The sequence below is a fragment of the Corynebacterium pilbarense genome, assembly GCF_026930265.1.
Lineage (GTDB): Bacteria > Actinomycetota > Actinomycetes > Mycobacteriales > Mycobacteriaceae > Corynebacterium > Corynebacterium pilbarense.
The window spans coordinates 77,353-99,771 of sequence record NZ_JANRML010000002.1 but is presented as its reverse complement, the minus strand read 5'-3'; the positions used below and the strand labels follow the sequence as shown (position 1 = coordinate 99,771).

General features: G+C 66.9%; 21 protein-coding genes. 15 read left to right on the top strand and 6 right to left on the bottom strand.

All coding sequences use genetic code 11. From position 1 onward, the window contains the following. The first annotated feature begins 4 nt into the window (after positions 1-4). Positions 5-1,612 (top strand): chaperonin GroEL, encoded by a 1,608-nt coding sequence (groL, locus tag NUW87_RS02295; RefSeq protein ID WP_269027086.1) that lies wholly within the window; start codon positions 5-7, stop codon positions 1,610-1,612. Positions 1,613-1,681: 69 nt separating this feature from the next. Here groL and NUW87_RS02290 read toward each other — a convergent pair whose 3' ends face one another. Continuing rightward, positions 1,682-1,993 (bottom strand): WhiB family transcriptional regulator, encoded by a 312-nt coding sequence (locus NUW87_RS02290; protein ID WP_034997331.1) that lies wholly within the window; start codon positions 1,991-1,993, stop codon positions 1,682-1,684. A gap of 270 nt (positions 1,994-2,263) precedes the next feature. Between NUW87_RS02290 and NUW87_RS02285 the strand changes: the two genes are divergently transcribed. Both NUW87_RS02285 and NUW87_RS02280 read left to right on the top strand, forming a co-directional pair. Beyond that, complete coding sequence (locus tag NUW87_RS02285; RefSeq protein WP_377733956.1) at positions 2,264-2,845, top strand: sigma-70 family RNA polymerase sigma factor; 582 nt, start codon at positions 2,264-2,266, stop codon at positions 2,843-2,845. Then, positions 2,842-3,804: a hypothetical protein gene (locus NUW87_RS02280; protein WP_269027084.1), complete on the top strand. Its 963-nt coding sequence runs from the start codon at positions 2,842-2,844 to the stop codon at positions 3,802-3,804. The genes NUW87_RS02285 and NUW87_RS02280 overlap by 4 nt, the downstream gene beginning before the upstream one ends. On the opposite strand, the gene NUW87_RS02275 is transcribed toward NUW87_RS02280, so the two are convergent. Further along, complete coding sequence (locus NUW87_RS02275) at positions 3,801-4,157, bottom strand: DUF5319 domain-containing protein (protein ID WP_194560937.1); 357 nt, start codon at positions 4,155-4,157, stop codon at positions 3,801-3,803. The genes NUW87_RS02280 and NUW87_RS02275 overlap by 4 nt on opposite strands. 150 nt (positions 4,158-4,307) lie before the next feature. Between NUW87_RS02275 and guaB the strand changes: the two genes are divergently transcribed. From guaB to guaA, 4 genes are all read left to right on the top strand, one after another. Beyond that, on the top strand, positions 4,308-5,831 hold the full coding sequence (guaB, locus tag NUW87_RS02270) for an IMP dehydrogenase (RefSeq protein ID WP_269027083.1): 1,524 nt from the start codon (positions 4,308-4,310) through the stop codon (positions 5,829-5,831). Between the two features lie 9 nt (positions 5,832-5,840). Then, positions 5,841-6,995: a GuaB3 family IMP dehydrogenase-related protein gene (locus NUW87_RS02265; RefSeq protein ID WP_269027082.1), complete on the top strand. Its 1,155-nt coding sequence runs from the start codon at positions 5,841-5,843 to the stop codon at positions 6,993-6,995. 20 nt (positions 6,996-7,015) lie between these two features. Continuing rightward, complete coding sequence (locus NUW87_RS02260) at positions 7,016-8,308, top strand: PAS domain-containing protein (protein ID WP_269027081.1); 1,293 nt, start codon at positions 7,016-7,018, stop codon at positions 8,306-8,308. A 113-nt stretch (positions 8,309-8,421) separates the two neighbouring features. Continuing rightward, the gene (gene guaA / locus NUW87_RS02255) at positions 8,422-9,975 is read left to right on the top strand and encodes a glutamine-hydrolyzing GMP synthase (protein WP_269027080.1); all 1,554 of its coding nucleotides are present in this window, start codon (positions 8,422-8,424) and stop codon (positions 9,973-9,975) included. Position 9,976: 1 nt separating this feature from the next. Here guaA and NUW87_RS02250 read toward each other — a convergent pair whose 3' ends face one another. Continuing rightward, entirely contained in the window at positions 9,977-11,029 is a 1,053-nt protein-coding gene (locus NUW87_RS02250; RefSeq protein ID WP_269027079.1) for a PspC domain-containing protein, read from the bottom strand. Between the two features lie 112 nt (positions 11,030-11,141). On the opposite strand from NUW87_RS02250, the gene NUW87_RS02245 reads away from it, so the two are divergent. Next, positions 11,142-12,269, top strand: a complete 1,128-nt coding sequence (locus tag NUW87_RS02245; RefSeq protein WP_269027078.1) for an ATP-binding protein — start codon at positions 11,142-11,144, stop codon at positions 12,267-12,269. After that, positions 12,266-12,889 (top strand): LuxR C-terminal-related transcriptional regulator, encoded by a 624-nt coding sequence (locus tag NUW87_RS02240; protein ID WP_181191502.1) that lies wholly within the window; start codon positions 12,266-12,268, stop codon positions 12,887-12,889. The genes NUW87_RS02245 and NUW87_RS02240 overlap by 4 nt, the downstream gene beginning before the upstream one ends. Here NUW87_RS02240 and NUW87_RS02235 read toward each other — a convergent pair. Continuing rightward, the gene (locus NUW87_RS02235) at positions 12,886-14,757 is read right to left on the bottom strand and encodes an FAD/NAD(P)-binding protein (RefSeq protein WP_269027077.1); all 1,872 of its coding nucleotides are present in this window, start codon (positions 14,755-14,757) and stop codon (positions 12,886-12,888) included. The genes NUW87_RS02240 and NUW87_RS02235 overlap by 4 nt on opposite strands. Positions 14,758-14,884: 127 nt before the next feature. Here NUW87_RS02235 and NUW87_RS02230 point away from each other — a divergent pair, with 127 nt between their 5' ends. From NUW87_RS02230 to NUW87_RS02210, 5 genes are read left to right on the top strand one after another with little or no spacing between them, the layout of a single operon-like run. Then, positions 14,885-16,516, top strand: a complete 1,632-nt coding sequence (locus NUW87_RS02230; protein ID WP_336296907.1) for a TIGR04028 family ABC transporter substrate-binding protein — start codon at positions 14,885-14,887, stop codon at positions 16,514-16,516. Then, positions 16,517-17,536 (top strand): ABC transporter permease, encoded by a 1,020-nt coding sequence (locus NUW87_RS02225; RefSeq protein WP_269027076.1) that lies wholly within the window; start codon positions 16,517-16,519, stop codon positions 17,534-17,536. Further along, entirely contained in the window at positions 17,533-18,408 is an 876-nt protein-coding gene (locus NUW87_RS02220; RefSeq protein WP_269027075.1) for an ABC transporter permease, read from the top strand. Before NUW87_RS02225 ends, NUW87_RS02220 begins: the two co-directional genes overlap by 4 nt. Continuing rightward, positions 18,405-20,009 carry a dipeptide ABC transporter ATP-binding protein gene (locus tag NUW87_RS02215; protein WP_269027074.1) on the top strand — a complete coding sequence of 535 codons (1,605 nt, stop codon included), beginning with the start codon at positions 18,405-18,407 and terminating at the stop codon, positions 20,007-20,009. Before NUW87_RS02220 ends, NUW87_RS02215 begins: the two co-directional genes overlap by 4 nt. Then, positions 20,002-21,204, top strand: a complete 1,203-nt coding sequence (locus tag NUW87_RS02210) for an alkylhydroperoxidase domain protein (RefSeq protein WP_269027073.1) — start codon at positions 20,002-20,004, stop codon at positions 21,202-21,204. The genes NUW87_RS02215 and NUW87_RS02210 overlap by 8 nt, the downstream gene beginning before the upstream one ends. Before the next feature lie 10 nt (positions 21,205-21,214). Here NUW87_RS02210 and NUW87_RS02205 read toward each other — a convergent pair whose 3' ends face one another. Together NUW87_RS02205 and NUW87_RS02200 are read right to left on the bottom strand one after the other, a co-directional pair. Then, positions 21,215-21,700, bottom strand: coding sequence for a PspC domain-containing protein (locus NUW87_RS02205; RefSeq protein ID WP_269027072.1), 486 nt, complete (start codon positions 21,698-21,700; stop codon positions 21,215-21,217). A 99-nt stretch (positions 21,701-21,799) separates the two neighbouring features. Next, the gene (locus NUW87_RS02200) at positions 21,800-21,934 is read right to left on the bottom strand and encodes a hypothetical protein (protein WP_269027071.1); all 135 of its coding nucleotides are present in this window, start codon (positions 21,932-21,934) and stop codon (positions 21,800-21,802) included. A gap of 47 nt (positions 21,935-21,981) precedes the next feature. On the opposite strand from NUW87_RS02200, the gene NUW87_RS02195 reads away from it, so the two are divergent. Then, positions 21,982-22,413 carry a hypothetical protein gene (locus NUW87_RS02195; RefSeq protein WP_239219807.1) on the top strand — a complete coding sequence of 144 codons (432 nt, stop codon included), beginning with the start codon at positions 21,982-21,984 and terminating at the stop codon, positions 22,411-22,413. The last annotated feature ends 6 nt before the right edge of the window (positions 22,414-22,419 follow it).

Below are 22,419 nucleotides of genomic sequence, written 5' to 3'. Positions count from 1 at the left end.
CGCCATGGCAAAACTCATCGCATTTGATCAGGAGGCTCGCGAGGGCATCCAGCGCGGCGTGGACACCCTCGCCGACGCGGTGAAGGTCACGCTCGGCCCCCGCGGCCGCAACGTCGTGCTGTCCAAGTCCTGGGGTGGGCCGACCGTCACCAACGACGGTGTGACCATCGCCCGCGACATCGACCTCGAGGACCCGTTTGAGAACCTCGGCGCGCAGCTGGTGAAGTCCGTCGCAGTGAAGACGAACGACATCGCCGGCGACGGCACCACCACCGCAACGCTTCTCGCCCAGGCGCTCGTCGCCGAGGGCCTGCGCAACGTCGCGGCTGGCGCGAACCCGATCGAGCTGAACAAGGGCATCAAGGCCGCTGCCGAGAAGGTTGTCGAGGAGCTCAAGGCCCGCGCGACCGAGGTGCAGTCCTCCGGAGAGATCGCGAACGTGGCCACTGTGTCCTCGCGCGACCCGGAGGTCGGCGAGATGGTCGCCGGCGCCATGGACAAGGTGGGCAAGGACGGCGTGCTCACCGTCGAGGAGTCCCAGTCCATCGACTCCTACGTGGATCTCACCGAGGGCATCTCCTTTGACAAGGGTTTCCTCTCCCCGTACTTCATGACGGATCCGGACGCCGGCCAGGCCGTGCTCGAGGACGCCCGCGTGCTGCTGGTGCGCGGCAAGATTTCCTCCCTGCCGGACTTCCTGCCGCTTCTGGAGCAGGCCGCCTCCGAGTCCGTGCCGCTGTTCGTGGTGGCAGAGGACATCGAAGGTGAGGCGCTGCAGGCGCTGGTGGTCAACTCCATCCGCAAGGTGCTTAAGGTCGTCGCCGTGAAGTCGCCGTACTTCGGCGAGCGCCGCAAGGCGTTTATGGACGACCTCGCGGTGGTCACCGCCGCGACCGTGATCGACCCGGAGGTCGGGGTCAACCTCAAGGACGCCACCCTGGAGCACCTCGGCTCCGCCCGCCGCGTGACGGTGACCAAGGACGATACCGTCATCGTCGACGGCGCCGGCACCGCCGAGGCCGTGGAGGACCGCCGCAACCAGATCCGCCGCGAGATCGAATCCACCGATTCGACCTGGGACAAGGAAAAGGCCGAAGAGCGCCTGGCTAAGCTGTCCGGCGGCGTCGCCGTGCTGCGCGTCGGTGCCGCCACCGAGACCGAGCAGAACGAGCGCAAGCTGCGCGTCGAGGACGCCATCAACGCCGCCCGCGCGGCGGCGGAAGAGGGCATCATCGCCGGCGGCGGCTCCGCGCTGGTGCAGATTGCTAAACAGCTCGAGGAGTTCGCCGACGGCTTCGACGGCGAACAGAAGACCGGTGTGCTGGCTGTGGCCCGCGCGCTGTCCAAGCCGGCGTTCTGGATCGCCGATAACGCGGGCCTCGACGGTGCCGTTGTGGTGTCCAAGATCGCCGACATGCCGAACGGCGAGGGCTTCAACGCCGCGACGCTCGAGTACGGCGACCTCATTGAGCAGGGCATCATCGACCCGGTGAAGGTCACCCACAACGCGGTGGTCAACGCCGCGTCTGTGGCGCGCATGGTGCTCACCACGGAAGCGTCTGTGGTGACCAAGCCCGCCGAGGAAGACGAGCACGAGGGTCACGCGCACTAGTCGCGCATTGCCGAAAGTTCGTCGCTAAGCAAAAACGCCCCGAAAACGGGGCGTTTTTCGTGTTTCGTCCTACTTGGCGGAAGCCGCGGCGACCTTCATGCCGCCGGCGGTGCCGCGCAGGATGGCGGAGCGCTCGGATTCGCTCATGCCGCCCCAGATGCCGTACGGTTCGGCTACGCGCAGTGCGTGCTCGCGGCACTGGGTAAGCACCGGGCACTCGAAGCAGATGGCCTTGGCGCGGTTTTCGCGCTGCGTGCGCGCCCGGCCGCGCTCCCCGTCGGGGTGGTAGAAGATTTCGGAGGCCTCCCCCCGGCACTTGCTGTGTAGCTGCCAATCCCAGAAGTCGGCGTTGGGTCCGGGAAGCTGGTGCGGCAAAGACATAATCGGGAGTGCTCCTTTGTGGAAGTACCTCAAACGTGTGACCGGCAACGAGTGTGGACTGTTCTGGTTAACGTTTGGTGTCGCTGCGGTTACGGTCTGCTGTCGCCTAGTCGAACCGCGTGAAAATACCCGTGTCTTACTGCGCCAACGCAGCTGGTTACAGGCAGGTGAATTCCTGGCAAAAGGTCGGTAGCGCAAATGCAAAGGCAAGTGCGTTTATTATGAACGGGTTACGCGAAACTAGTGCGAGCTGACAGACGAGGGAAGGAGATGCGCGTGGCTACAGGCGATGAAGACGCAGAACTCGCTGGCCTGGTTCCCGCCGCTGCGCAGGGCGACAGGCGGGCGCTGCAGCGCATCATCTCCATCATCCACCCGCGAGTGCTGCGCTACGCCAGGGCGCGCATCGGGGGCGGGCGGATGCCTACCCCCGAAGACGTCGCCCAGGAAATCTGCCTGGCGGTAGCGACGAGTATCGACCGCTACAACGACACCGGGCGGCCGTTTATGGCGTTCGTGTACGGCATCGCGTTTAACAAGGTCGCGGACGCGCACCGTGCGATGGCGCGCGACAAGCTCAGCCCGGTGGAGGAGGTCCCCGACACCGAAGTGGCGACAATCACTCCCGAGGATGCGGCGATGGTGTCCGTGGGGAGTAACGCTGTGAGGGCTTTACTCGATTCACTTAATGAGAAGGCCCGCGACATCGTGATTCTGCGAGTGTTTGTGGGTCTGTCCGCGGAGGAGACGGCTGAAGTCATGGGCAGCACACCGGGTGCAGTGCGTGTTGCCCAGCACCGTGCGCTGTTCAAACTGCGGAAGCAACTGGATGGAGGGCAAGCGGAGTTATGACACGTCAGGACGATCACATGGAGGAGTTCGCGCGCAGCGACGCGTTCTTTGACGCGCTCATGCTTGGAGACGATCCTTCGGCTGGCACCGACCCCCTCGCCGCCGCCCTGTTGGATTTGAAGGCTGATGTTGACCGCCCGATGCCGCCGGCGCCGCAGCTGTTCACGGAGAATGCTCAGCCCACTGGCAACGTTGCCTCGTTGGAGGAAAAGCGCGCGGAGAAGGCGAAGCGCCGCGTCAGCCCGTGGCTGTCCGGCTTGATCGGCGCGGCTGCCGCGACCGTGGTGTGCGTCGGCACCGGCGCCGTCCTGTTCGAAAGCGACGCTGCCGACGAGGACACCACTGTGGTGGAGCTTGCCACCACCCTCGACGATCTTGAGGTGGCCAGCGAAAGCGGCGACGCTGCCGCCGCCCGCGATCTGCTGGAGCAGGCGCGGGGTCTGGTGGCGACGATCCAGGAGCGCGAACGCCGCGCAGCCAAGGACGGCGCGTCCGCGACGGTGACGGAGACAAAGACGGTCACAGAGGCAGCCACGGAGGCGTCCACGGTGCCGGCGGAAGGCGCCTCCTCCGAACGCCCGGCTCCGGAGCAGGTCCCCGCGCCGCCGGTGCAGCAGCCGACCCAAGCGCCGCAGGATCCCGCGCAGCGCGGCCCTGGGGCGGGAAATGGCGCAGGCAATGGCCTTGGGAGGCCCACGCAGTCCACCCAGCCGACACCGTCGAGCCCGCAGCCGAGCACGACCGCGGGCAGTACGGCACCGTCGCAGGGGCAGGACGCGGCCAGCGAATCGTCGCCGTCGGAAGCGGGTGCGGAGCAGGAGAGCCCGTCGCTGCGAGTCAACGACCCGGCGACGATGGTCAGCCCGCCGGCCGACTTCGGCGCGGGTGACAGCGCCGGTGCGTTTGGCGGCACCGGCGATGGCCCGATCGTCCACCCCGGAGTGGGCAGCAGCTCCTAGCGTCCCTCTAAGCCGTCGAGGTAGCCCATGGCGTAGTCCCAGGGCACGTACGCCTCGATGTTCGGCTGCGCGCTGGGCTCATGCACCGGGGGAAGCTGGTTGTTCAGCGAGGCGATCATGTTTTGCTCCATGATCTCCCAGTCGTAGTAGTGGACTTGGTCGCAGTCCTCGCAGAGGAATGACACCCCGAGAATGCCGCGGGGTTTGAGTATGCGCTTCGCATCTCGCACGTGCGAGAGATCCTGGATCACTGCGACGCGTTCTGCGGGCGACAGCGGCTCGGCGTGCTCATCGTCCTCGATGAAGGATGCCGGGTCGTTAGGGTCGTCCGCGAACGGGTCCAGTGGCATCATGTCGTCGTAGTTCACCCGTATAACCCTATACGGTGTGGCAAACCAGCTGGATCGCCCGCTGAAAAGTGCCCTGAACTGGGTGGCACGGTCGGTATTTGCGCCACGTTATATCATGGCGAAAAACATCTGCGCGGGAGAGGAGACAATGCGATGGCTAACGAGCGTGTGTGGACTGGTGGGGACGATCCGGAAAAGGTCGCGCTGCGCGGCCTGACCTTCGACGATGTGCTGCTGCTGCCGGCGGAGTCCCACATTGTCCCGTCCGAGGTGAGCACGGCCTCCCAGTTCACTAAGAACATCCGTCTGGGCATGCCTATCGCCTCTGCCGCGATGGACACGGTCACCGAGTCCCGCATGGCGATCGCGATGGCGCGCCAGGGCGGCATCGGCGTGGTGCACCGCAACTTGAGCGCCCAGGACCAGGCGGAGCACGTCGACATTGTCAAGCGCTCCGAGTCCGGCATGGTCTCGAACCCGGTGACCGCAACGCCGGACATGACGCTTGAAGACGTCGACGCGCTCTGCGCCCGCTTCCGCATCTCCGGCCTGCCAGTGGTGGACGACGGCGGCCGCCTGGTGGGCATCATCACCAACCGCGACATGCGTTTTGAGGCGGATTTCCAGCGCAAGGTGGCTGAGGTTATGACCCCGATGCCGCTTGTGGTGGCACCGGAGGGCGTCGATAAGCAAGAAGCTTTGGCGCTGCTGTCCTCCAACAAGGTGGAGAAGCTGCCGATCGTGGCGGCGGACGGCACCCTTGCCGGCCTGATCACCGTGAAGGACTTTGTCAAGAGCGAGCAGTACCCGAACGCCTCCAAGGACGCCGACGGCCGTCTGCTCGTCGCCGCTGGCGTGGGCACCGGCGAGGATTCCTACGACCGCGCGGGCCTGCTGGTGGAAGCCGGCGTGGACGCGCTCGTGGTGGACTCCGCGCACGCGCACAACAACCGCGTGCTCGAGATGGTCTCGCGCGTGAAGAAGGAATTCGGCGACCGCGTGGACGTCATCGGCGGCAACCTGGCCACGCGCAGCGCGGCGAAGGCCATGATCGACGCTGGCGCTGACGCGATCAAGGTGGGCATCGGCCCGGGCTCCATCTGCACCACCCGTGTGGTGGCAGGCGTGGGTGCCCCGCAGATCACCTCGATCCTCGAGGCGTCCGTGCCGGCGAAGGCTGCAGGCGTTCCGATCATCGCCGACGGCGGCATGCAGTTCTCCGGCGACGTGGCCAAGGCGCTGGCGGCGGGCGCGTCGACGGTCATGCTCGGTTCCATGCTGGCCGGCACCGCAGAGGCCCCGGGCGAGATCGTGGTCGTGGGCGGCAAGCAGTACAAGCGCTACCGCGGCATGGGATCCATGGGCGCCATGCAGGGCCGCGGCCTGACCGGCGAAAAGCGCTCCTTCTCCAAGGACCGCTACTTCCAGGCGGATGTGACCAGCGAGGACAAGCTGGTGCCGGAGGGCATCGAGGGCCGTGTGCCGTTCCGCGGCGAACTGGACTCCATTACCCACCAGATTGTCGGTGGCCTGCGCGCCGCCATGGGCTACACCGGTGCCGCCTCCATCGAGGAGCTGCAGACGAAGCAGTTCGTCCAGATCACCGCCGCCGGCCTGCGCGAGTCGCACCCGCACGACATCACGCAGACCGTCGAGGCACCGAACTACCGCCAGTAGGGGATACTCATGCGCGACTACGTGGAAATCGGCCTCGGCCGCGAGGCCCGCAGGGCGTACGACTTGGGCGACCTTTCAATCGTGCCGAAGCGCCGCACCCGTTCTTCGAAGGACGTGGACACGAGCTGGAACATCGACGCCTACACCTTTGACATCCCGCTTGTTTCTCACCCGACGGACGCGCTGGCCAGCCCCGAGTTCATTATCGAGATGGGCGAGCAGGGCGGCCTCGGTGTGATCGACGCCGAGGGACTCTGGGGCCGTCATGCCGACCTCGAGGGCGCGGTGAAGAAGGTCGTGGACTCGTGCGAGGACGCCTGGGGCATCGACTCGGAGGAGAAGTACCAGGAGTACATGGACTCGGAGGAGCGCTCCGTTCGCACGCTGCAGGAGCTGCACGCAGCGAAGCTTGATGCCGATCTGCTCACTGAGCGCATCGCCCAGGTGCGCGACTCCGGCGTCACAGTGGCGGTGCGCGTGAGCCCGCAGAACGCGCGCGAGCTGGCGCCGGTGGTCATCGCGGCAGGCGCGGAGATTCTGTTCATCCAGGGCTCTATCGTCTCCGCCGAGCACGTGCAGCAGGGCGGCGAGCCGCTGAACCTCAAGGAGTTCGTCGGCTCGTTGGACGTGCCGGTGATCGCGGGCGGTGTGTACGACTACTCCACGGCAACACACCTGATGCGCTCCGGTGTGGCTGGCGTGATCGTGGGCTCCGGCGATGCCAACACGGTGGTCAACGTCCCCATGGCAACGGCGATCGCCGACGTGGCGGCAGCGCGCCGCGACTACCTGGACGAAACCGGTGGGCGCTACGTGCACGTCCTGGCGGACACTTCCCTGTGGGAGCCCGGCGCTGTTGCCCTTGCTATCGCGTGCGGGGCGGATGCGGTCATGCTCGGCCGAGATTTGGCGCAGGCGTCCGAGGCTGCGGCGAACGGGGTGTACTGGGAAGCGCAGACGGCGCACCCGCGCTTTCCCCGTGGTGGCGTGAGCAAGAATGCGGTATCCGGCAAGAGTGTGCCGTTGGGGACTGTGCTGTTCGGGCCGTCGAGCGATCCATACGGCCGTCTGAACATCGTCGGAGGTCTGAAGAGAATTATGGCCAAGTGTGGGTATACTGATGTGAAAGCTTTTCAGAAAGCAGATCTGGCAATCCGTAATTAAGAAATTGGATGAGTGCGCCCATGTCTAGCCGTGTAACCCTTCTTCGCGACGCACCAGAGGGTGCCTCCCACGAAGTTGATGTCAACGACATCTTCTTCTCGGTCACCGACGCGAAGGGTGTGATGACGCATGTCAACAATGTGTTCATCAAGTACGCCCAGTACAGCGCGGACGAGATGATTGGCAAGCCGCACAACCTCATCCGCCACGACGAGATGCCGGGTGCCGCCTTCAAGCTCATGTGGGACACCATCGAGGATGGCCGTCCCTTTGCCGCATACGTGCGCAACCGTGCCAAGAGCGGCTCGGCTTACGACGTGCTCGCCACCGTCACCCCGCTGCCCAACGGCGGTTACCTCTCCGTGCGCACCCGCCCGATGACGGAACGCTTCGAGGCCGCAGGTCAGCTCTACCAGGAGGCGAACCTGGTGGAGCACGAGGCGAAAGCCAACGGTGTGGGCCGCCGCGAGCGCGCCGTCATGGGCGCGGAGAAGATCGGCGAGATGCTGCCGGACTACGACGCGTTCATCCAGGCCGCCCTGCCGGCCGAGGTGCAGGCGCTTGAGGACGCCGGCTTTACCCTGCCGGAGGGCTCGGGCGACATTTACGACGCGGCCCGCGCACTTTACGGCGAGTTGGACCAGTTCATGTCCGTCCAGACCGCCATTCAGGACGCGGCCGACGAGCTGCGCAAGGCTTCCGCCACCCTGGTGGAGGAAAACGCCGTCACCAATAACGTGAAGGCGGAGATGGAAAACGTGGTCACCGAGGGTGCTTCGCGCACCCTGCTGCTCGCGCCGCTGCAGGTGTGGGCGACCATGCGCGGGATCATCGACGAGAACGCTGCCACCTTGGAAGAGGTGGCCGAGGAGCTCTACGCGAAGACCGCCAACGCACGCATGGCGATTGCGCTGGCGCGTTTGCACACCGCACAGACTGCGCAGTTTTCCACCGAGTCCGGCGCGGACGAATCTATGAGCCTGCTTGTGGACGCGCTCGAGGCTGACGTCCGGGAGATGGACGACGCGGTGTTCTTGCACTCGTCCTTCCGCCGCCGCGTGGAGCTGAAGGTCAACTCCATTTCTGAGCTGACCAAGATTCCGCTGGAGATGATCCGCCGCTGGTCCCAGAACACCAACGAGTCCACCATGGGCGCCGAAGTGATGCCGCTGGTGGAGCAAGTCAACAACGCTATGGCCGCCGCCGATAAATCCATCGCCCAGCTACAGCAGGCCGCCGACAAGCTTGCCCAGGCACCGTCCACGGACGAGGTCCGCGCCGCCCTGGAGCGCCTCAGCTCAGCTGTGAAGTAACGCGTTGACTCGACGAGGCGGGTGCGCGCAATGCCACGCTGGTTATTCAGGGGTTTTCCGGGACTCCGCACAGGCAGTTGGGTCTCGCGCGGGATCGACTACGATCTAGGCCTGTGAATACTCCGCAAGCCCGCCCAGTCCTTGTCCTCGATTTCGGCGCGCAGTACGCGCAGCTGATCGCCCGCCGTGTGCGTGAGGCGAACGTTTTCTCCGAGGTGGTTCCCTCCACCATCACCGCCGCAGAAGTCCGCGAGAAGAACCCGCAGGCACTGATCCTTTCCGGCGGCCCGTCGTCGGTGTACGCAGAGGGCGCGCCGCAGCTCGATGCTGAGATCTTCGAGCTGGGGCTGCCTATCTTCGGCATTTGCTACGGCTTCCAGATCATGACCCGCGCGCTCGGCGGCGAGGTGGCCGAGACCGGTGCGCGCGAGTACGGCCGCACGCAGATGCGTGTCGACGGCGGCGTGCTCCACGCCGGACTCGAGCCCGAGCACGCCGTGTGGATGTCCCACGGCGACTCCGTCACGCAGGCGCCCGAGGGCTTCGAGGTCACCGCCTCCACCCCGGGCGCGCCCGTGGCCGCGTTCGAGGACACCTCCCGCAAGCTCGCCGGCGTGCAGTACCACCCGGAGGTCATGCACTCCCCGCACGGCCAGGAGGTGCTCACCCGCTTCCTCACCGAGATTGCCGGCCTGGAGCAGAACTGGACCGCATCCAACATCGCCGAGCAGCTGATCGCGGACGTGCGCGAGCAGGTCGGCGAGGGCCGCGCCATTTGCGGCCTGTCCGGCGGCGTGGATTCCGCTGTCGCGGCGGCGCTGGTGCAGCGCGCCATCGGCGACCGTCTCACCTGCGTGTTCGTGGACCACGGCCTGCTGCGCCAGGGCGAGCGCGAGCAGGTGGAGACCGACTTCGTGGCCGCCACCGGCGCGAAGCTGGTCACCGTGGACGAGCGCAAGGCGTTCTTGGACAAGCTCGCCGGCGTGACCGAGCCGGAGGCGAAGCGCAAGGCCATCGGCGCGGAGTTCATCCGCTCCTTCGAGCGCGCCGTTGCCGGCGTGCTGGAGGGCCAGCAGGTGGATTACCTGGTCCAGGGCACCCTGTACCCGGACGTGGTGGAATCCGGCGGCGGCACCGGTACCGCCAACATCAAGAGCCACCACAACGTCGGCGGCCTGCCGGACGACGTGGAGTTCGAGCTCGTTGAGCCGCTGCGTCTGCTGTTCAAGGACGAGGTCCGCGCCGTCGGCCGCGAGCTGGGCCTGCCTGAGGAGATTGTGAACCGCCAGCCGTTCCCGGGCCCGGGCCTGGGCATCCGCATCATCGGCGAAGTCACCGAGGAGCGTCTGGAGACGCTGCGCGCCGCCGACGCCATCGCCCGCGAGGAGCTGACCAAGGCCGGTATGGACGAGCAGATCTGGCAGTGCCCGGTCGTGCTGCTCGCGGACGTGCGCTCCGTGGGCGTGCAGGGCGACGGCCGCACCTACGGCCACCCGATCGTGCTGCGCCCGGTGGCCTCCGAGGACGCCATGACCGCGGACTGGGTGCGCATTCCGTACGAGACCCTCGAGGTCATCTCCACCCGCATCACCAACGAGGTGGCCGACGTCAACCGCGTGGTGCTGGACGTCACCTCCAAGCCGCCGGCCACCATCGAGTGGGAGTAAATCACTCCGCGTAGTACGCGGACACGGACCCGACGCGCTGTTTCACATTGATCGTGAGCAGCGCGCTGTCTGTGTCCGCGTTTTGCGTTTCTTCCGGGCAGGCGGTCTCGCCGATGGTGACCTCGCAGTTCACGTCGACCGGGACGTTGTTCGGCAGGGTGATGTCGGTGCGGCCGATGGGGTTTTCAAGGGTGACCGTTTTCGGTTCGCTCAACGGCTCGAGTTCGGTGAGGTCGAGGAAGGCGTCGCCAACGAAGCCGTTGGGGCGCATGATGTCCGGCAGTGCGGCTTCGTCGCTCACAGTGATGTGCGCGCTGCCGAATCTGCTGTAGTTGCCAAGGCGGACTTCGCTTATAACCCCCAGCGCAAACACCGTCGCCGTTGTCAGTACCAGCGTGACGGGGATCCAGAACCAGTTGCGTTTCTTCAACTGCTGCGGCGCCGGTTCGCTCGGCTCCGGCAGGTGCCACAGCTCCGGCGCCGCGCCGAGCGGGTCCCAGGCGGGCGGGCGCTGGCCGGGGTGTTCGTGTCCTTCGGGCACCGTCAGGTGAGAGGTGTCCACAGCGGCGCGATTGCTTGTACGCGCCCCCTCTGACTCGCCTACGAGCAACCCAGCTGGCGGCTCGGGCTGGCGCTGGTGCAGGAAGTACCAGCCGGCGGCGAAGAGGATGAACGTGACCAGTACTGCCCGCAGGTCGCCTGCGACGGAAGCGGACGGGAAAAACAGGAACAGCCCGAGCAGCAGCAACCAGCCGGTGTCGCGATCCTTTATCTCCGCTTTGGTCAGTTGCTGTTTCGGGGTGATGATCGTGCCCCACGGGCTGCGGGTCAGCCCGAAGCGGGGCATGTTGATCCAGCACAGCAGGTAGAGGAAGATGCCGCCGCCGAACACGAGCGAGAGCGCGACGAAAACCACGCGGATAAACGTCGGGTCGATGCGGAAGCGGGCGCCGATGCCTTCGCAGACGCCGCCGATGACGGCCTTGCCGCCCTGGTCCTCCGGGATGCGGGGCGGGCGGGTGTCCCACATCTGCGTGAGTGTGTTGTTTTCCATGGCTCCATCCTCCCGCGGGAGCGCGGGCCGCGGTATCGGGAACGACCCTGATTTTTCGTTTCAGGGTTTTCCCCGATGTGCCCTCAGGCGTGCCCGTGCAACGATGGGGGTTATGTCTGCGTTGTATCCCCGGCTGACCCGGAACCGCTCCCGCCGCGTTGTGGCCGGCGTGGCCTCCGGTGTGGCCGACCATCTGGGGGTGGAGGAAAAATGGGTGCGCCTGTTCTTCGTCGCAGCGAGCTTCGCGGGCGGGTTCGGCGCGCTGCTCTACGCCGGTTTGTGGATGTTTACGTCCCTGGACGACAGCGGGGAGCAGCGCCAGCGCCCGGGAGCGATGGATCTTGCGCTGGTCGTGCTCGGGTTCGCAGGGGCGCTGACGGCGCTGCAGCTGTCCTCGGGTGCGGGTGCCACGGTGGTGTTTGTGCTCGGCGTGCTCATCGTCGGCGCGGTGATCGCGCTGCAGGCCTACGACCGCGGCACGGGGTCGTGGGGCAACATCGCCGCGCTGACCTTGGGTGCGCTGCTGGTCATGGCCGGGGTGCTGGCAGTGGCGTTTGTGGGCGAAAGCGCCGGGGTTGGCGGCGTGGTGGTCTCCGTGCTGGTCACGGTGCTCGGCGTCGGGGTGCTGGTCGTGCCGCTGATAGCCAAGCTGGCCAATTCGCTCGTCGCGGAGCGTGAGGCCAAGGCGGTGGCGGACCAGCGCGCGGAGATTGCCTCACGCTTGCACGATTCGGTGCTGCAGACCCTCGCGCTGATACAGAAGCAGGCGGGCGATGCGGATGAGGTCGCCCGCCTCGCGCGCGCCCAGGAGCGCGAGCTGCGGGCCTGGCTTTTCGACGACTCCGTGCCCAACCACACCACCACCTTCGCCGCCCTGCAGAAAGCGGCCGGCGAGGTGGAGGACGCCTTCCGCGTGGTCATCCAACCGGTCACGGTGGGCGAGGATGTCGCCTTCGACGAGCGCACCGAGGCGGTCGTGCTGGCCGCGAGGGAGGCAATGGTCAACGCCGCCAAGCACGCTGGCGTGGACACTATCGACGTCTACGCGGAGCATCTCGCGGGCAGGCTCGAGGTGTTTGTGCGCGACCGCGGTTCCGGCTTCGACCCGGACGCCATCCCGGACGATCGGCACGGTTTGCGCGACTCCATTGTGGGCCGCGTAGAGCGGGTTGGGGGAGAGGTGCGCGTGGTGTCGTCGATAGGCAATGGCTCCGAGGTGGAGATAGCGTTAGAGCTATGACGAGCGTGTTCTTGGTGGACGATCACTCCGTGTTCCGCGCCGGGGTGAAAGCTGAACTGGCGGACGCGGTGGACATCGTTGGTGAGGCCGGCACGGTCGCTGAGGCGGTGCGTGGGATCGAGCGCACGCGCCCGGACGTGGTGCTTTTAGACGTGCACATGCCCGACGGCGGCGGACTGGCCGTGCTCAAGCGGGCACCGGGCCCGGCGTACCTGGCGCTGAGCGTCTCCGATGCCGCCGAGGACGTCATCGCACTGATCCGTGCCGGCGCGCGGGGGTACGTGACCAAGAACATCGCGGGCGCGGAGCTCGCTGAGGCGATCGAGCGGGTGCGCGGCGGGGACGCGTACTTCTCGCCGCGGCTGGCCGGGTTCGTGCTCGATGCCTTCGCCTCGGGGCCGGTGGTGGAAGAGGACGACCCGGCAGTCGACTCGCTGACCCGCCGCGAGCTCGAGGTGCTGCGGCTGCTCGCGCGCGGCTACACGTACAAGGAGATCGCCGAGCGTCTGTTCATCTCCGTCAAGACGGTGGAGACACACGCGTCGAACATTCTGCGCAAGACGCAGACCTCCAACCGCCACCAGCTCACCAGGTGGGCGGTGGCGCGGGATTTGGGTTAGAGCACGCCCGCCTGGGTGAGCAGCGAACGTGCCGTTTTGTCCGTCTCCTGCAGCATCAGCGGGTCGGTGCCGGGCATGGGGGAGATGGTGGTGTCCGCCCACTGCTTGCCGGTGGGGATGCCCACGATGTGCAGGCGCGGATCCAGCTCGCCGTCGGGGTGGACGGTGCGACGGGTGTGATCGTCGGTTTCCGGGGAGGCGGTTTCCACGCCACCCGGTGCGAACGGTCGCACGCGGCCGGCCTCGCGCAGCGAGGCGGTCAGCGCGTCGGGGGAGGTGCGGATGTCGGGGCCGGGCAGGAAGGCGTCGGCAAGTGCGGTGGCGCGCACCGAGCGGGCGTGGCTGACCGCTGTGTACCCGCTGTCGGTGGTCTCCACCACGGGGTCGGGGCCTAAGAAGGTGACCAGGCCGGCGTCGAAAAGCGCGAGTAGCTCGCGGGTGCGGAACAGCGGCGGGCCGGAGCCGACCATCTGGCCGAACGCCATGTACTGCGCAAGTGCCGCCTCGCGGGGGCCGCGGCCGTTTTGTGTGGCGATCGCGCTGGGTTTGCGGCCCGCGGAGATGGCCCACAGACCTGCCTTGAGCGGGGAGTCCCAGGCGGACACGGCCTCGGCGATGTCCACCTCCATGGTCTCGGCGACGCGGCGGTTCAGCTCCTCCAGGTCCAGCTCCTCGGTTCCGGCGAGCGGGTCCACCCAGGCGGCCATGTCGAACGGCTCGGTGCTCATCCCGTCGAGCGCCTCGGTCAGCGCGTTCGCGACCGGCAGGATGCCGTCCGAGGTTGCAACCGCGGCAAGGTCCGCGGCGTCGATGGCCGCGAGGATCTTGTCGAGGGTCGCGCTGAGTGCTTCGGGACGCACCCGGGACAGCACGCGGTAGTACTCGGCGTAGGCGTCGCGGGCCAGTGACGGCCAGAGGTCGCGGCCGAAGGACACTGGCGCCTCGGAGGCGTCGATGGCCGCGCGCAGGCGCGACAGGTCGGCCTTCGGCGGCAGGGAGTGGTACTCGGACTTGGGCAGGTAGGGGTAGCCGCGCCCGGAGGTGACCACGAAGTGCGGCTCCTTGCCGGTGGCCTCGTAGCGCAGACCGGAACGCGCGGAGGAGTCCTCGACGAAGCGGCCGCCGCGATCGATGGTGGTCAGCGCCATGAGGTCGAAAAAGCCCATGCCCATGCCGCGAACCACGACACGCTCACCGGCCGGCAGAGCTGAGACGTCCTGCTCCACGGGGTTGCCCGGCGGGATGTAGGTCAGGCCCGAGTCGGCGAACGCCTGCTGCGCGGGCGTGGGGGCGGGCAGCACCCAGCCGGAGGCGAGGACGGTGGCGTCGGCGTGGACTATCGCGCCGTCGGCAAACGTGATGGCGTCGCGGGGGCCGTCTTCCGCGATCGCAACCGCGCGGGAGTGGTGCTCGACCACCTCGACCGTGTCCGGCAGCTGCGCGAGTGCGACCTTCCAGGCCCAGCGCAGGTACTCGCCGTAGAGCGCGCGCGAGGGGTTGGACTCGGGGCGGGTGGCGCGCAGCTCCTCGTTGTAGTGCTCGGGGAGGGAGGCACCGGAGGCGTCGATAAGCGGGTGGCTTCTCTCGCCGCGAAGCACCTGGATCCACTCGTACATGGTGGGGCCTTCGAACACGGGGGCGGAAACGGTTGCGCCGGGTTCGGTGAACAGGGTCACCGCGCCGGCGAGGGTGTTCATGCACAGCGTGCGGGTCTGGTCGGTCTCCCAGATGCGGCCAGCGCCGAGTTGGGCATCGTCGATGATGTGCAGGGTGAGCGCCTCGCTGCGGGCGCCCAGGTAGGCGGCGATGCGTTCGGTGATGGAGATGCCGCGGGGTCCTGCTCCGACGATTGCAATGGATGCTGCCACGGTGAAAAACCTCCACGATTTCTGTGAACTATTGATCGTATGTAGACTGCCTAGTCTATTGCTAAAGAACCAGATTGTCTAACAGTGGTAATGTGCACTGCGCAACCGAAGAAAGAGGGGCGATATCGTGCCTAAACCAAAGGTAGCCGCGACGCTGGCGCTCGGCGCGGCAGCCAGCCTGCTCGCCGGATGCGCAACGGCGGCCAACGGTGGTGACGGTGACGTGCTCACCTACCTGGAATCCAATTGGTTCAACAGTCTGTACCCGCCGGCCGCCGGGTTTTACCCCAACGGCGGCGTGGTCAACCAACTGACGGACCGGCTGCTCTACCAGAACCCGGAGACCCTCGAGCTTGAGCCGTGGATTGCCACGGACCTGCCGGAGATCAACGAGGACGCCACGGTGTTCACCTTCGACATCCGCACCGACGTGACCTACTCCGACGGCACGCCCATGACCGCGCAGAATATCGTGGACAACTTCGACCTGTTCGGCCTGGGCGACAAGGACCGGCTGCTCAACGTCTCGGAGCAGATCTCCAACTACGAGCGTGGCGAGGTCGTCGACGAGGACACGGTGCGTTTTCACTTCTCCGCGCCCTCGCCGGGCTTTGCGCAGGCAACGTCGACGTACAACGCGGGCCTGTTGGCTGATTCCTCGCTGCAGCTGCGCAACGAGGAGTTCGGCCCAGGCAACGCGGAAAACGTCATCGGTTCCGGCCCGTTCGTGGTGGACAGCGAGACCCTGGGCACCGACCTGGTGCTTAAAGCCCGCGAGGACTACGACTGGGCGCCGCCGTCGCTGGAGCACCAGGGCCGGGCTCGCCTGGACGGCATCCACTACACCCTGGCCGCGGAAGAGGCCATGCGCTCCGGCGCGCTGCTGTCCGGCCAGGCCGACGCCGCCCGCACGATCTCCCCGCCGGTGGAGCGCCACCTGAAGGATCAGGGCGTGCAGGTGGTCGCCGCCACCGCTAACGGCATGAACAACCAGCTGGCGATGCGTTTCAACCACCCGCTGCTGCAGGACATCCGCGTGCGCCAGGCGATCATCCACGGCGTTGACCGCGAGGAGATCATCCGCATCCTGCTGTCAGATTCCTACCCGCTGGCCACCTCATCGATGACCTCGAAGGCCCTGGGGTACGCGGAGCAGCCGGGCGCGTACACCTTCGACCCGGAACGATCGCGCAAGCTTCTCGACGACGCCGGCTGGACCCCGGGCCCAGACGGCATCCGCGTAAAGGACGGCCAGCGCCTGAGCTTGTGGGTCAACCACGCCCTGCCACAGCCGCGCTCCAAGGAGATCGTCACGATGATCCAGTCCGACCTGCGAGAGCTGGGCATCGAACTGAACATGGTTGCCGGCGACCGCGCCACCCAGAACGCGGCGCAAAAGGACATCAACCGCGTCCAGCTCATGCACACCATGGTGGGGCGTGCGGATTACGACGTGATCGAATCGCACCTGTCCGTGGACCGCCGCGACTCGCTTTTGAACAACGCTGGCGACGGCGAACCGATCGACGCGGAACTGCAGGCGCTGTTGGACAAGGTGGTCTCCACCCCGGACGACGCAGGCCGCGCCGCGGCATCCAAGGCAGTGCAGGACCACCTCACCGAAAACGCTTACACCCTGCCGCTGTTTGAAGAGCCGCAGGTCTACGCACTCGCACCGCACGTGAAGGGCTTTGCCACCGAGGCGGTGGCGCGCCCGAGCTTCTACTCGGTGTATTTCGACCGCGAGGAGGACAAGTAGATGGGCAAGTACGTACTCAAGCGCATCGGCCAGGCGCTCATCGTGCTCCTTTTGGCCTACACCCTGGCGTTCTTCCTGCTGTCCGCGCTGCCTTCCGACGGCGTGGCCGCCCGCTACGCGGACCCGGCCCTGGGCCTGTCCCAGGCAGAAATCGAGCAGATCCGCGAACAGATGGGCGTGGACAAGCCGCTGGTCCAGCAGTACTTCGCCACCCTCGCCGGGCTGTTTACCGGCGACCTGGGCTACTCCGTGGCCACCGGCACGCCCGTGTTCGACCTGATCACGGACGCCGCGCCGCACACGTTCGTACTCGCCGCGACGTCCATCGGCCTTGCAATCGTGGTGGCGCTGGCCACCGCGTACGTGGCCACCCTGCCTGGCGCGGGGGCGCTGCGCAGCTTCTTCCGCGCGCTGCCGTCGTTCATGGTGTCCCTGCCGGGCTTCTGGATCGCAATCCTGTTGCTGCAGTTCTTCTCCTTCCGGCTCGGCTGGGTCAACGTGGTTGACCCGACCCCGCTGGAGGGGCTGATCCTGCCCACGCTCACCCTCGCCGTGCCCATGGCGGCGCCGCTGATGCAGGTGCTCATCCGCTCCATCGACGAGGTCCGCGCCCAGCCGTTCGTGCAGGTCGTGCGCGCCCGCGGTGCCAGCGAGGCCCGCATCTTCTGGCGCGACGTGCTGCGCAACTCGCTTCTGCCCGCGATCACCATGGCTGGCCTGCTGTTCGGCGAGCTCGTCGGCGGTGCCGTGGTCACCGAGACCGTCTTCGGCCGCGCCGGGCTGGGCTCGCTGACCGTCAACGCCGTGTCCAGCCGCGACATGCCGGTGCTGCTGGGCGTGGTGCTCATCGCCGCCACCGCGTACGTGGTGATCAACCTGATCGTGGACCTGCTCTACCCGGTGCTGGACGTGCGCCTGCGCGACCAGGCCGCGGCGCAGACCGCCACCACCCCGGCCGCCGCTGAGGAGCAGACCGCCGCAAACACCCCGGCTACGACCGCAAAGGAGGCCGTCCGATGAGTACGACCAACCTGGTGCACAACCAGCGCGCGCCGCAGAAGGACCACCGGCCGCGCAAGGCCCGCAAGCACCGTCGCTGGAGCTCGCCGGCAACTATCCTGTCGCTGATCGTGCTGGCCATCGCCGCGCTGTGGGCGATCGTGCCCGGCATCTTCGCGCCGCACGACCCGTACAACGGCGTCGACGTGGCACTCCTCGCCCCCAATGGCGAGCACATCTTCGGCACCGACGCGGTGGGCCGCGACCTGTTCTCGCGCGTGGTCTACGGGGCACGCCAGTCGCTGCTCGGCGCCCTGATCGCCGTGGCCGTTGGCCTGGTGCTGGGGACCCTGATCGGCCTGATCGCGGGCACGCAGCGCGGCTGGGTGGACACGGTGCTGATGCGCCTGGTGGATGTGCTGCTGGCCATCCCCGGCATCCTGCTGTCGCTGTCCATCATCATCGTCACCGGCTTCGGCTCGCTGCAGGCGGCGTTCGCCGTCGGCATGACCTCGGTGGCCACGTTCGCGCGCCTGGCGCGCTCGCAGGTGATCCAGGTCGCCGGCGCGGACTTTGTCGAGGCCGCCTACGGCTCCGGCGCCACGCAGGCCCAGGTGCTGCTGCGCCACGTGCTACCCAACTCGCTCACCCCGGTGCTGGCGCTGGCTGCTCTGCAGTTCGGCACCGCCATCCTGCAGCTGTCCATCCTGGGCTTCTTGGGCTACGGCGCGCCGCCGCCGACGCCGGAGTGGGGCCTGCTCATCGCGGGGGGCCGCGACTTCATGGCAACCGCCTGGTGGCTGATCCTGCTGCCCGGCCTGGCCATTGTGGCCACGGTGATGTCCGCCAACCACCTGTCCCAGGTGATCCAACAGGAAGGTGATGTGCAATGAGTGCGCCCCTACTCGAGGTAGACGGCCTGACCGTCGCGTACGGCGACGCGGACCCGGTGGTGCGCGACATCTCGTTTTCCGTCGAGGCCGGGAAGATGACCGCCATCGTGGGTGAGTCCGGATCCGGCAAGACCACCTCCGCCATGGCGGCGCTGGACTTGCTGGGGCCTAGCGGCAACGTTTTGGACGGCAGCATCCGGTTCAAGGGCCAGGAGCTTTCCAACCTGACTAACGCCGAGTGGCGCAAGTTGCGCGGCACGAAGATTGGGCTGGTGCCGCAGGATCCGAACAACTCGCTCAACCCGCTGAAGACCATTGGCGCGTCCGTGGAGGACGGTCTGGAGATTCATGGGGTCGGTGATGGGGCGGAGCGCCGTCGCAAAGCAATAGCTTTGTTGGAGCGCGTCGGCATCGACGACCCGGAGCGCCGCTACAACCAATACCCGCACGAGCTGTCCGGCGGCATGAAGCAACGCGTGCTCATCGCGGCCGCCGTGGCGCTCGAGCCCGAGGTGCTGATTGCGGACGAGCCGACGTCCGCGCTCGACGTGACAGTGCAGAAGACCATCCTGGACCTGCTGGACGAGATGCGCGCTGAGCTGGGACTTGGCATCATCTTCATCACCCACGACCTCGCCGTCGCGGGCGACCGGGCGGACGATGTTGTGATCATGGAGCGCGGCCGCGTGGTCGAGCACGGCCCGGTGGGCCAGGTGCTGACCAGCCCGCAGCAGGACTACTCGAAGCGCCTGCTGGCCAACGTGCCCTCGCTTGCGGTCGCAGATGCCTATCGACGTCCTCCGGTCACCCCCGAGACCCTCCTTACCGTCAGCGGGCTGACCAAGCGCTACGGTGACTTCACGGCAGTCGAGGACATTTCCTTCGACGTGGCGCGCGGCTCCACCCACGCGCTGGTCGGCGGCTCCGGCTCCGGCAAGACCACCACGGGGCGCGCGATTTCTATGTTTAACCAGCCCACGGCGGGAAGCATCACCCTGGACGGCACCGAGCTGACTGGGCTCTCGCCGAAGCAGCAGCGCGGCCTACGCAGGCGGGTGCAGATGGTGTACCAGAACCCGTACTCCTCGCTGGACCCGAAGATGCGCGTCGGCGAGATCGTCGCCGAGCCGTTGCGCAACCTCGCCGGCGCCTCCAAGCGTGAGGCGCTCACACGCGCCGACGAGTTCTTGGCGCGCGTGGCGCTGGACCCGGCGCGCTTCGCCTCCCGCACCCCGGCGCAGCTGTCCGGCGGGCAGCGCCAGCGCGTGGCCATCGCCCGCGCCCTGATCGTTCAGCCGGAGCTGGTGGTGCTGGACGAGGCCGTCTCCGCCCTCGATGTGACCGTGCAGGCCCAGATCCTGGAGCTTTTGGAGGACCTGCAGCGTGAACTCGGCCTGACCTACGTGTTTATTTCCCACGACCTGGCGGTGGTGCGTCAGATCTCGGATACCGTGAGTGTGTTCAGCCGCGGCCGCCAGGTGGAATACGGGGCGACCAACGACGTGTTTGCGCACCCGAAGCACGAAGTCACCCGCGAGCTCATCAACGCCATCCCCGGCACCGTGTTCCGGGCCCGACAGTTAGGAGAGTTTGTTGTCTAACCGCACCGACATTATTGACACCCTGGCCGAGACCCCGGCGGAGCTCGCCGAGCTGCGCCGCCGCCGCCCCGAGGCGGTGGAGAACGCGCAGCGCAGCTTCGAGGCGCTGTTCGAGCCGACCGACGACGCGCTGATCCAGGCGCTGCCGGTTGCCACCCGCTACGCCGTCGCCGCGTTCATCGCCGGCGTCTCCGGCGCGAAGCGCGCCGCGGCGTTCTACACCGATCTGCTTACCGACGAGGACGAGTCACTCGCTGCCGTGGTCGATGACGCGGTGCGCGCAGGTGTGTCTGCCGGACCCTACGCGGGCGGGGACTTTGTCACCTTCGGCGAGGGGCCGCTTGCCGCCGCGTTCGACTTCGCCCACCTGCTCACTTTCCACCCCAAGGACGCATCCCCCGCGGCGATCGGGCACCTGCAAGAGGCGGGCTACAACGAAAACGCGATCGTCTCGCTCGGCCAGCTGATCGCCTTTGTGGCGTTCCAGCTGCGTGTCGTGCACGGCGTGCGTGTGCTGGCAGGGAGCGGTGAGGTGCCGGAGGGCGTCGAGAAGCGAGCGGGCGTTGCGGATCCCGGTTGGACGCCCGCCGCCGACACCCTGCAGCCTGAGGTGGTTGCGCCCGAGACGTTTGTGGCGCACCCGCTGGGCTGGAAGCCGTGGGTGGCGCCGCTGGAAAAGGCTGAACTGACCGAGGAGCACATCGACGCGCTGATCAAGCCCGAGCGCGCCGACATGGAGTACTTCCGCCTGCTCGCGCGCGATCCGCAGGCGCTGAAAGCCCGCACGCTGACGGACCTGGACATCTTCTACAACACCGAGGGCGGCCTGGGCCGCGCCGAGCGCGAACTCGCCGCCACGGTGGCCTCGCGCCTGAACGGCTGCGAGTACTGCGCGTCGGTGCACCAGGGCCGTTCCAAGGATGAGGGCGGCGACGCGGAGGTCATTGACACGCTTCTCGACGAAGGCGTCACCGCCGACCTCTCATCCGATCTGTGGAACGCCATCCGCGACGCCGCGGTGGCGCTGACCCGCACCCCCTACGAGTTCGGCGCGCCGCACGTGGACGCGCTGCGGGCCGCGGGTCTGAACGACCTGGCGGTGCTGGATGTGGTGAACTCGTCCGCGTTCTTCAACTGGGCGAACCGGCTTATGCTCACCCTCGGCGCGCCGGACGTGCCGAAGCGCTACCGCTAGCTGGTTTTGGCTAGCGCCAGACCAGATCGTCGTTGCTGTTGGGGCCTGCCGGCGGCTCCGGCTGGCGCGCGTAGGTGAAGAACCAGACGAAGAAGAACGCGGCGAAGCTGATCAGGGTGCCACGCAGGTCCCCCGCCTGGCCAGCCGCGGGCAGGAACACGATCAGGCCGAGTAGCAGCCACCACCCGGGCTTGCGTTCCTCAATCTCGTGCGGGGTGAGCTGCTCCTTCGGCGTGATGATTGCCTTGGCCGGGGTGATGGTCATGCCCACGCGCGGCATGACAAACCAGCACAGCAGGTAGGCGAAGATGCCGCCGCCGAAGACGAGGCTGAGAATGACAAACGCGATGCGCACAGCCACCGGGTCCACCTTGTAGCGCTCGCCGATGCCGGCGCAGACACCGGCGATCACGGCGCGCCCGCCCGCGTCCTTCGGGATGCGGTGCGGGCGGGTGTCCCACATGTGCTTGAGCGATGTCGATGAATTCTGAGCCATGGGTGCCATTATCCGCGTGCTCGTCACGCCTTGCAGCCGGAGTTTCGGGGCGGCGGCGCGGGTGCGTTCCGCCGCTGCTAAGGGACCATTCGAGTAGCCCTACGCGTATGCGAGGCGCCGCGACCCGTCCACGTGCGGGTACAACACCCAGACCACCGCGGCCGCCACCACACTCGCAACCCACGCGCCCACCGCAGGCCAATGGGCGAGCGGGGCGGACAGCACTCCGGTCACGCCCTTGTCCTCCGCGCGCCCTCCGGCGGGACTGTTAAAGTCACAACATGCGGTTAAGCAAAATCCTTCTCGGTGCCATTGCTCTGTCGCTAACCGTTGCTGGATGTAGCGACCATGATGATGCTTCTCAAGAAGCAGATGGGAACAATAGCTCTCTGGAGAATTTCGAATCCCGTTCGCCAGACTCTCCTATACTCGGAAATGTTTCCGACACAGGTGAGTGCGATCCGCAAATTCTGCGCATGGATAAGGAACGAAATACGCCGCACATTGTGTACGAAGGACAACCTGGTGATGTCTTGACGATTAGGTACATGAGCGGAGAAAAGGTCTTACAGGAAGATAGTGTCGAGCTATCCAATACCACTACCAGCGTGCAGACCGGTGCAAGTATTTATAACGGGGACCTAGATCACGTCCAGATTGATGCGCGCGGGCCGGTGGGGACACCGGGGGAGTGCCGTATCGTAGTGAAGTAATTTCTA

Coding starts and splice junctions, on each gene's coding strand:
- NUW87_RS02275 (WP_194560937.1), bottom strand. CDS start 4,157: ATGATGCCACTGGACCCGTTCGCGGACGACCCTAACGACCCGGCATCC.
- NUW87_RS02195 (WP_239219807.1), top strand. CDS start 21,982: ATGCGGTTAAGCAAAATCCTTCTCGGTGCCATTGCTCTGTCGCTAACC.
- NUW87_RS02290 (WP_034997331.1), bottom strand. CDS start 1,993: ATGTCTTTGCCGCACCAGCTTCCCGGACCCAACGCCGACTTCTGGGAT.
- NUW87_RS02245 (WP_269027078.1), top strand. CDS start 11,142: ATGTCTGCGTTGTATCCCCGGCTGACCCGGAACCGCTCCCGCCGCGTT.
- NUW87_RS02205 (WP_269027072.1), bottom strand. CDS start 21,700: ATGGCTCAGAATTCATCGACATCGCTCAAGCACATGTGGGACACCCGC.
- NUW87_RS02250 (WP_269027079.1), bottom strand. CDS start 11,029: ATGGAAAACAACACACTCACGCAGATGTGGGACACCCGCCCGCCCCGC.
- NUW87_RS02285 (WP_377733956.1), top strand. CDS start 2,264: ATGCGCGTGGCTACAGGCGATGAAGACGCAGAACTCGCTGGCCTGGTT.
- NUW87_RS02240 (WP_181191502.1), top strand. CDS start 12,266: ATGACGAGCGTGTTCTTGGTGGACGATCACTCCGTGTTCCGCGCCGGG.
- NUW87_RS02215 (WP_269027074.1), top strand. CDS start 18,405: ATGAGTGCGCCCCTACTCGAGGTAGACGGCCTGACCGTCGCGTACGGC.
- groL (WP_269027086.1), top strand. CDS start 5: ATGGCAAAACTCATCGCATTTGATCAGGAGGCTCGCGAGGGCATCCAG.
- NUW87_RS02260 (WP_269027081.1), top strand. CDS start 7,016: ATGTCTAGCCGTGTAACCCTTCTTCGCGACGCACCAGAGGGTGCCTCC.
- NUW87_RS02225 (WP_269027076.1), top strand. CDS start 16,517: ATGGGCAAGTACGTACTCAAGCGCATCGGCCAGGCGCTCATCGTGCTC.
- guaB (WP_269027083.1), top strand. CDS start 4,308: ATGGCTAACGAGCGTGTGTGGACTGGTGGGGACGATCCGGAAAAGGTC.
- NUW87_RS02280 (WP_269027084.1), top strand. CDS start 2,842: ATGACACGTCAGGACGATCACATGGAGGAGTTCGCGCGCAGCGACGCG.
- NUW87_RS02265 (WP_269027082.1), top strand. CDS start 5,841: ATGCGCGACTACGTGGAAATCGGCCTCGGCCGCGAGGCCCGCAGGGCG.
- NUW87_RS02220 (WP_269027075.1), top strand. CDS start 17,533: ATGAGTACGACCAACCTGGTGCACAACCAGCGCGCGCCGCAGAAGGAC.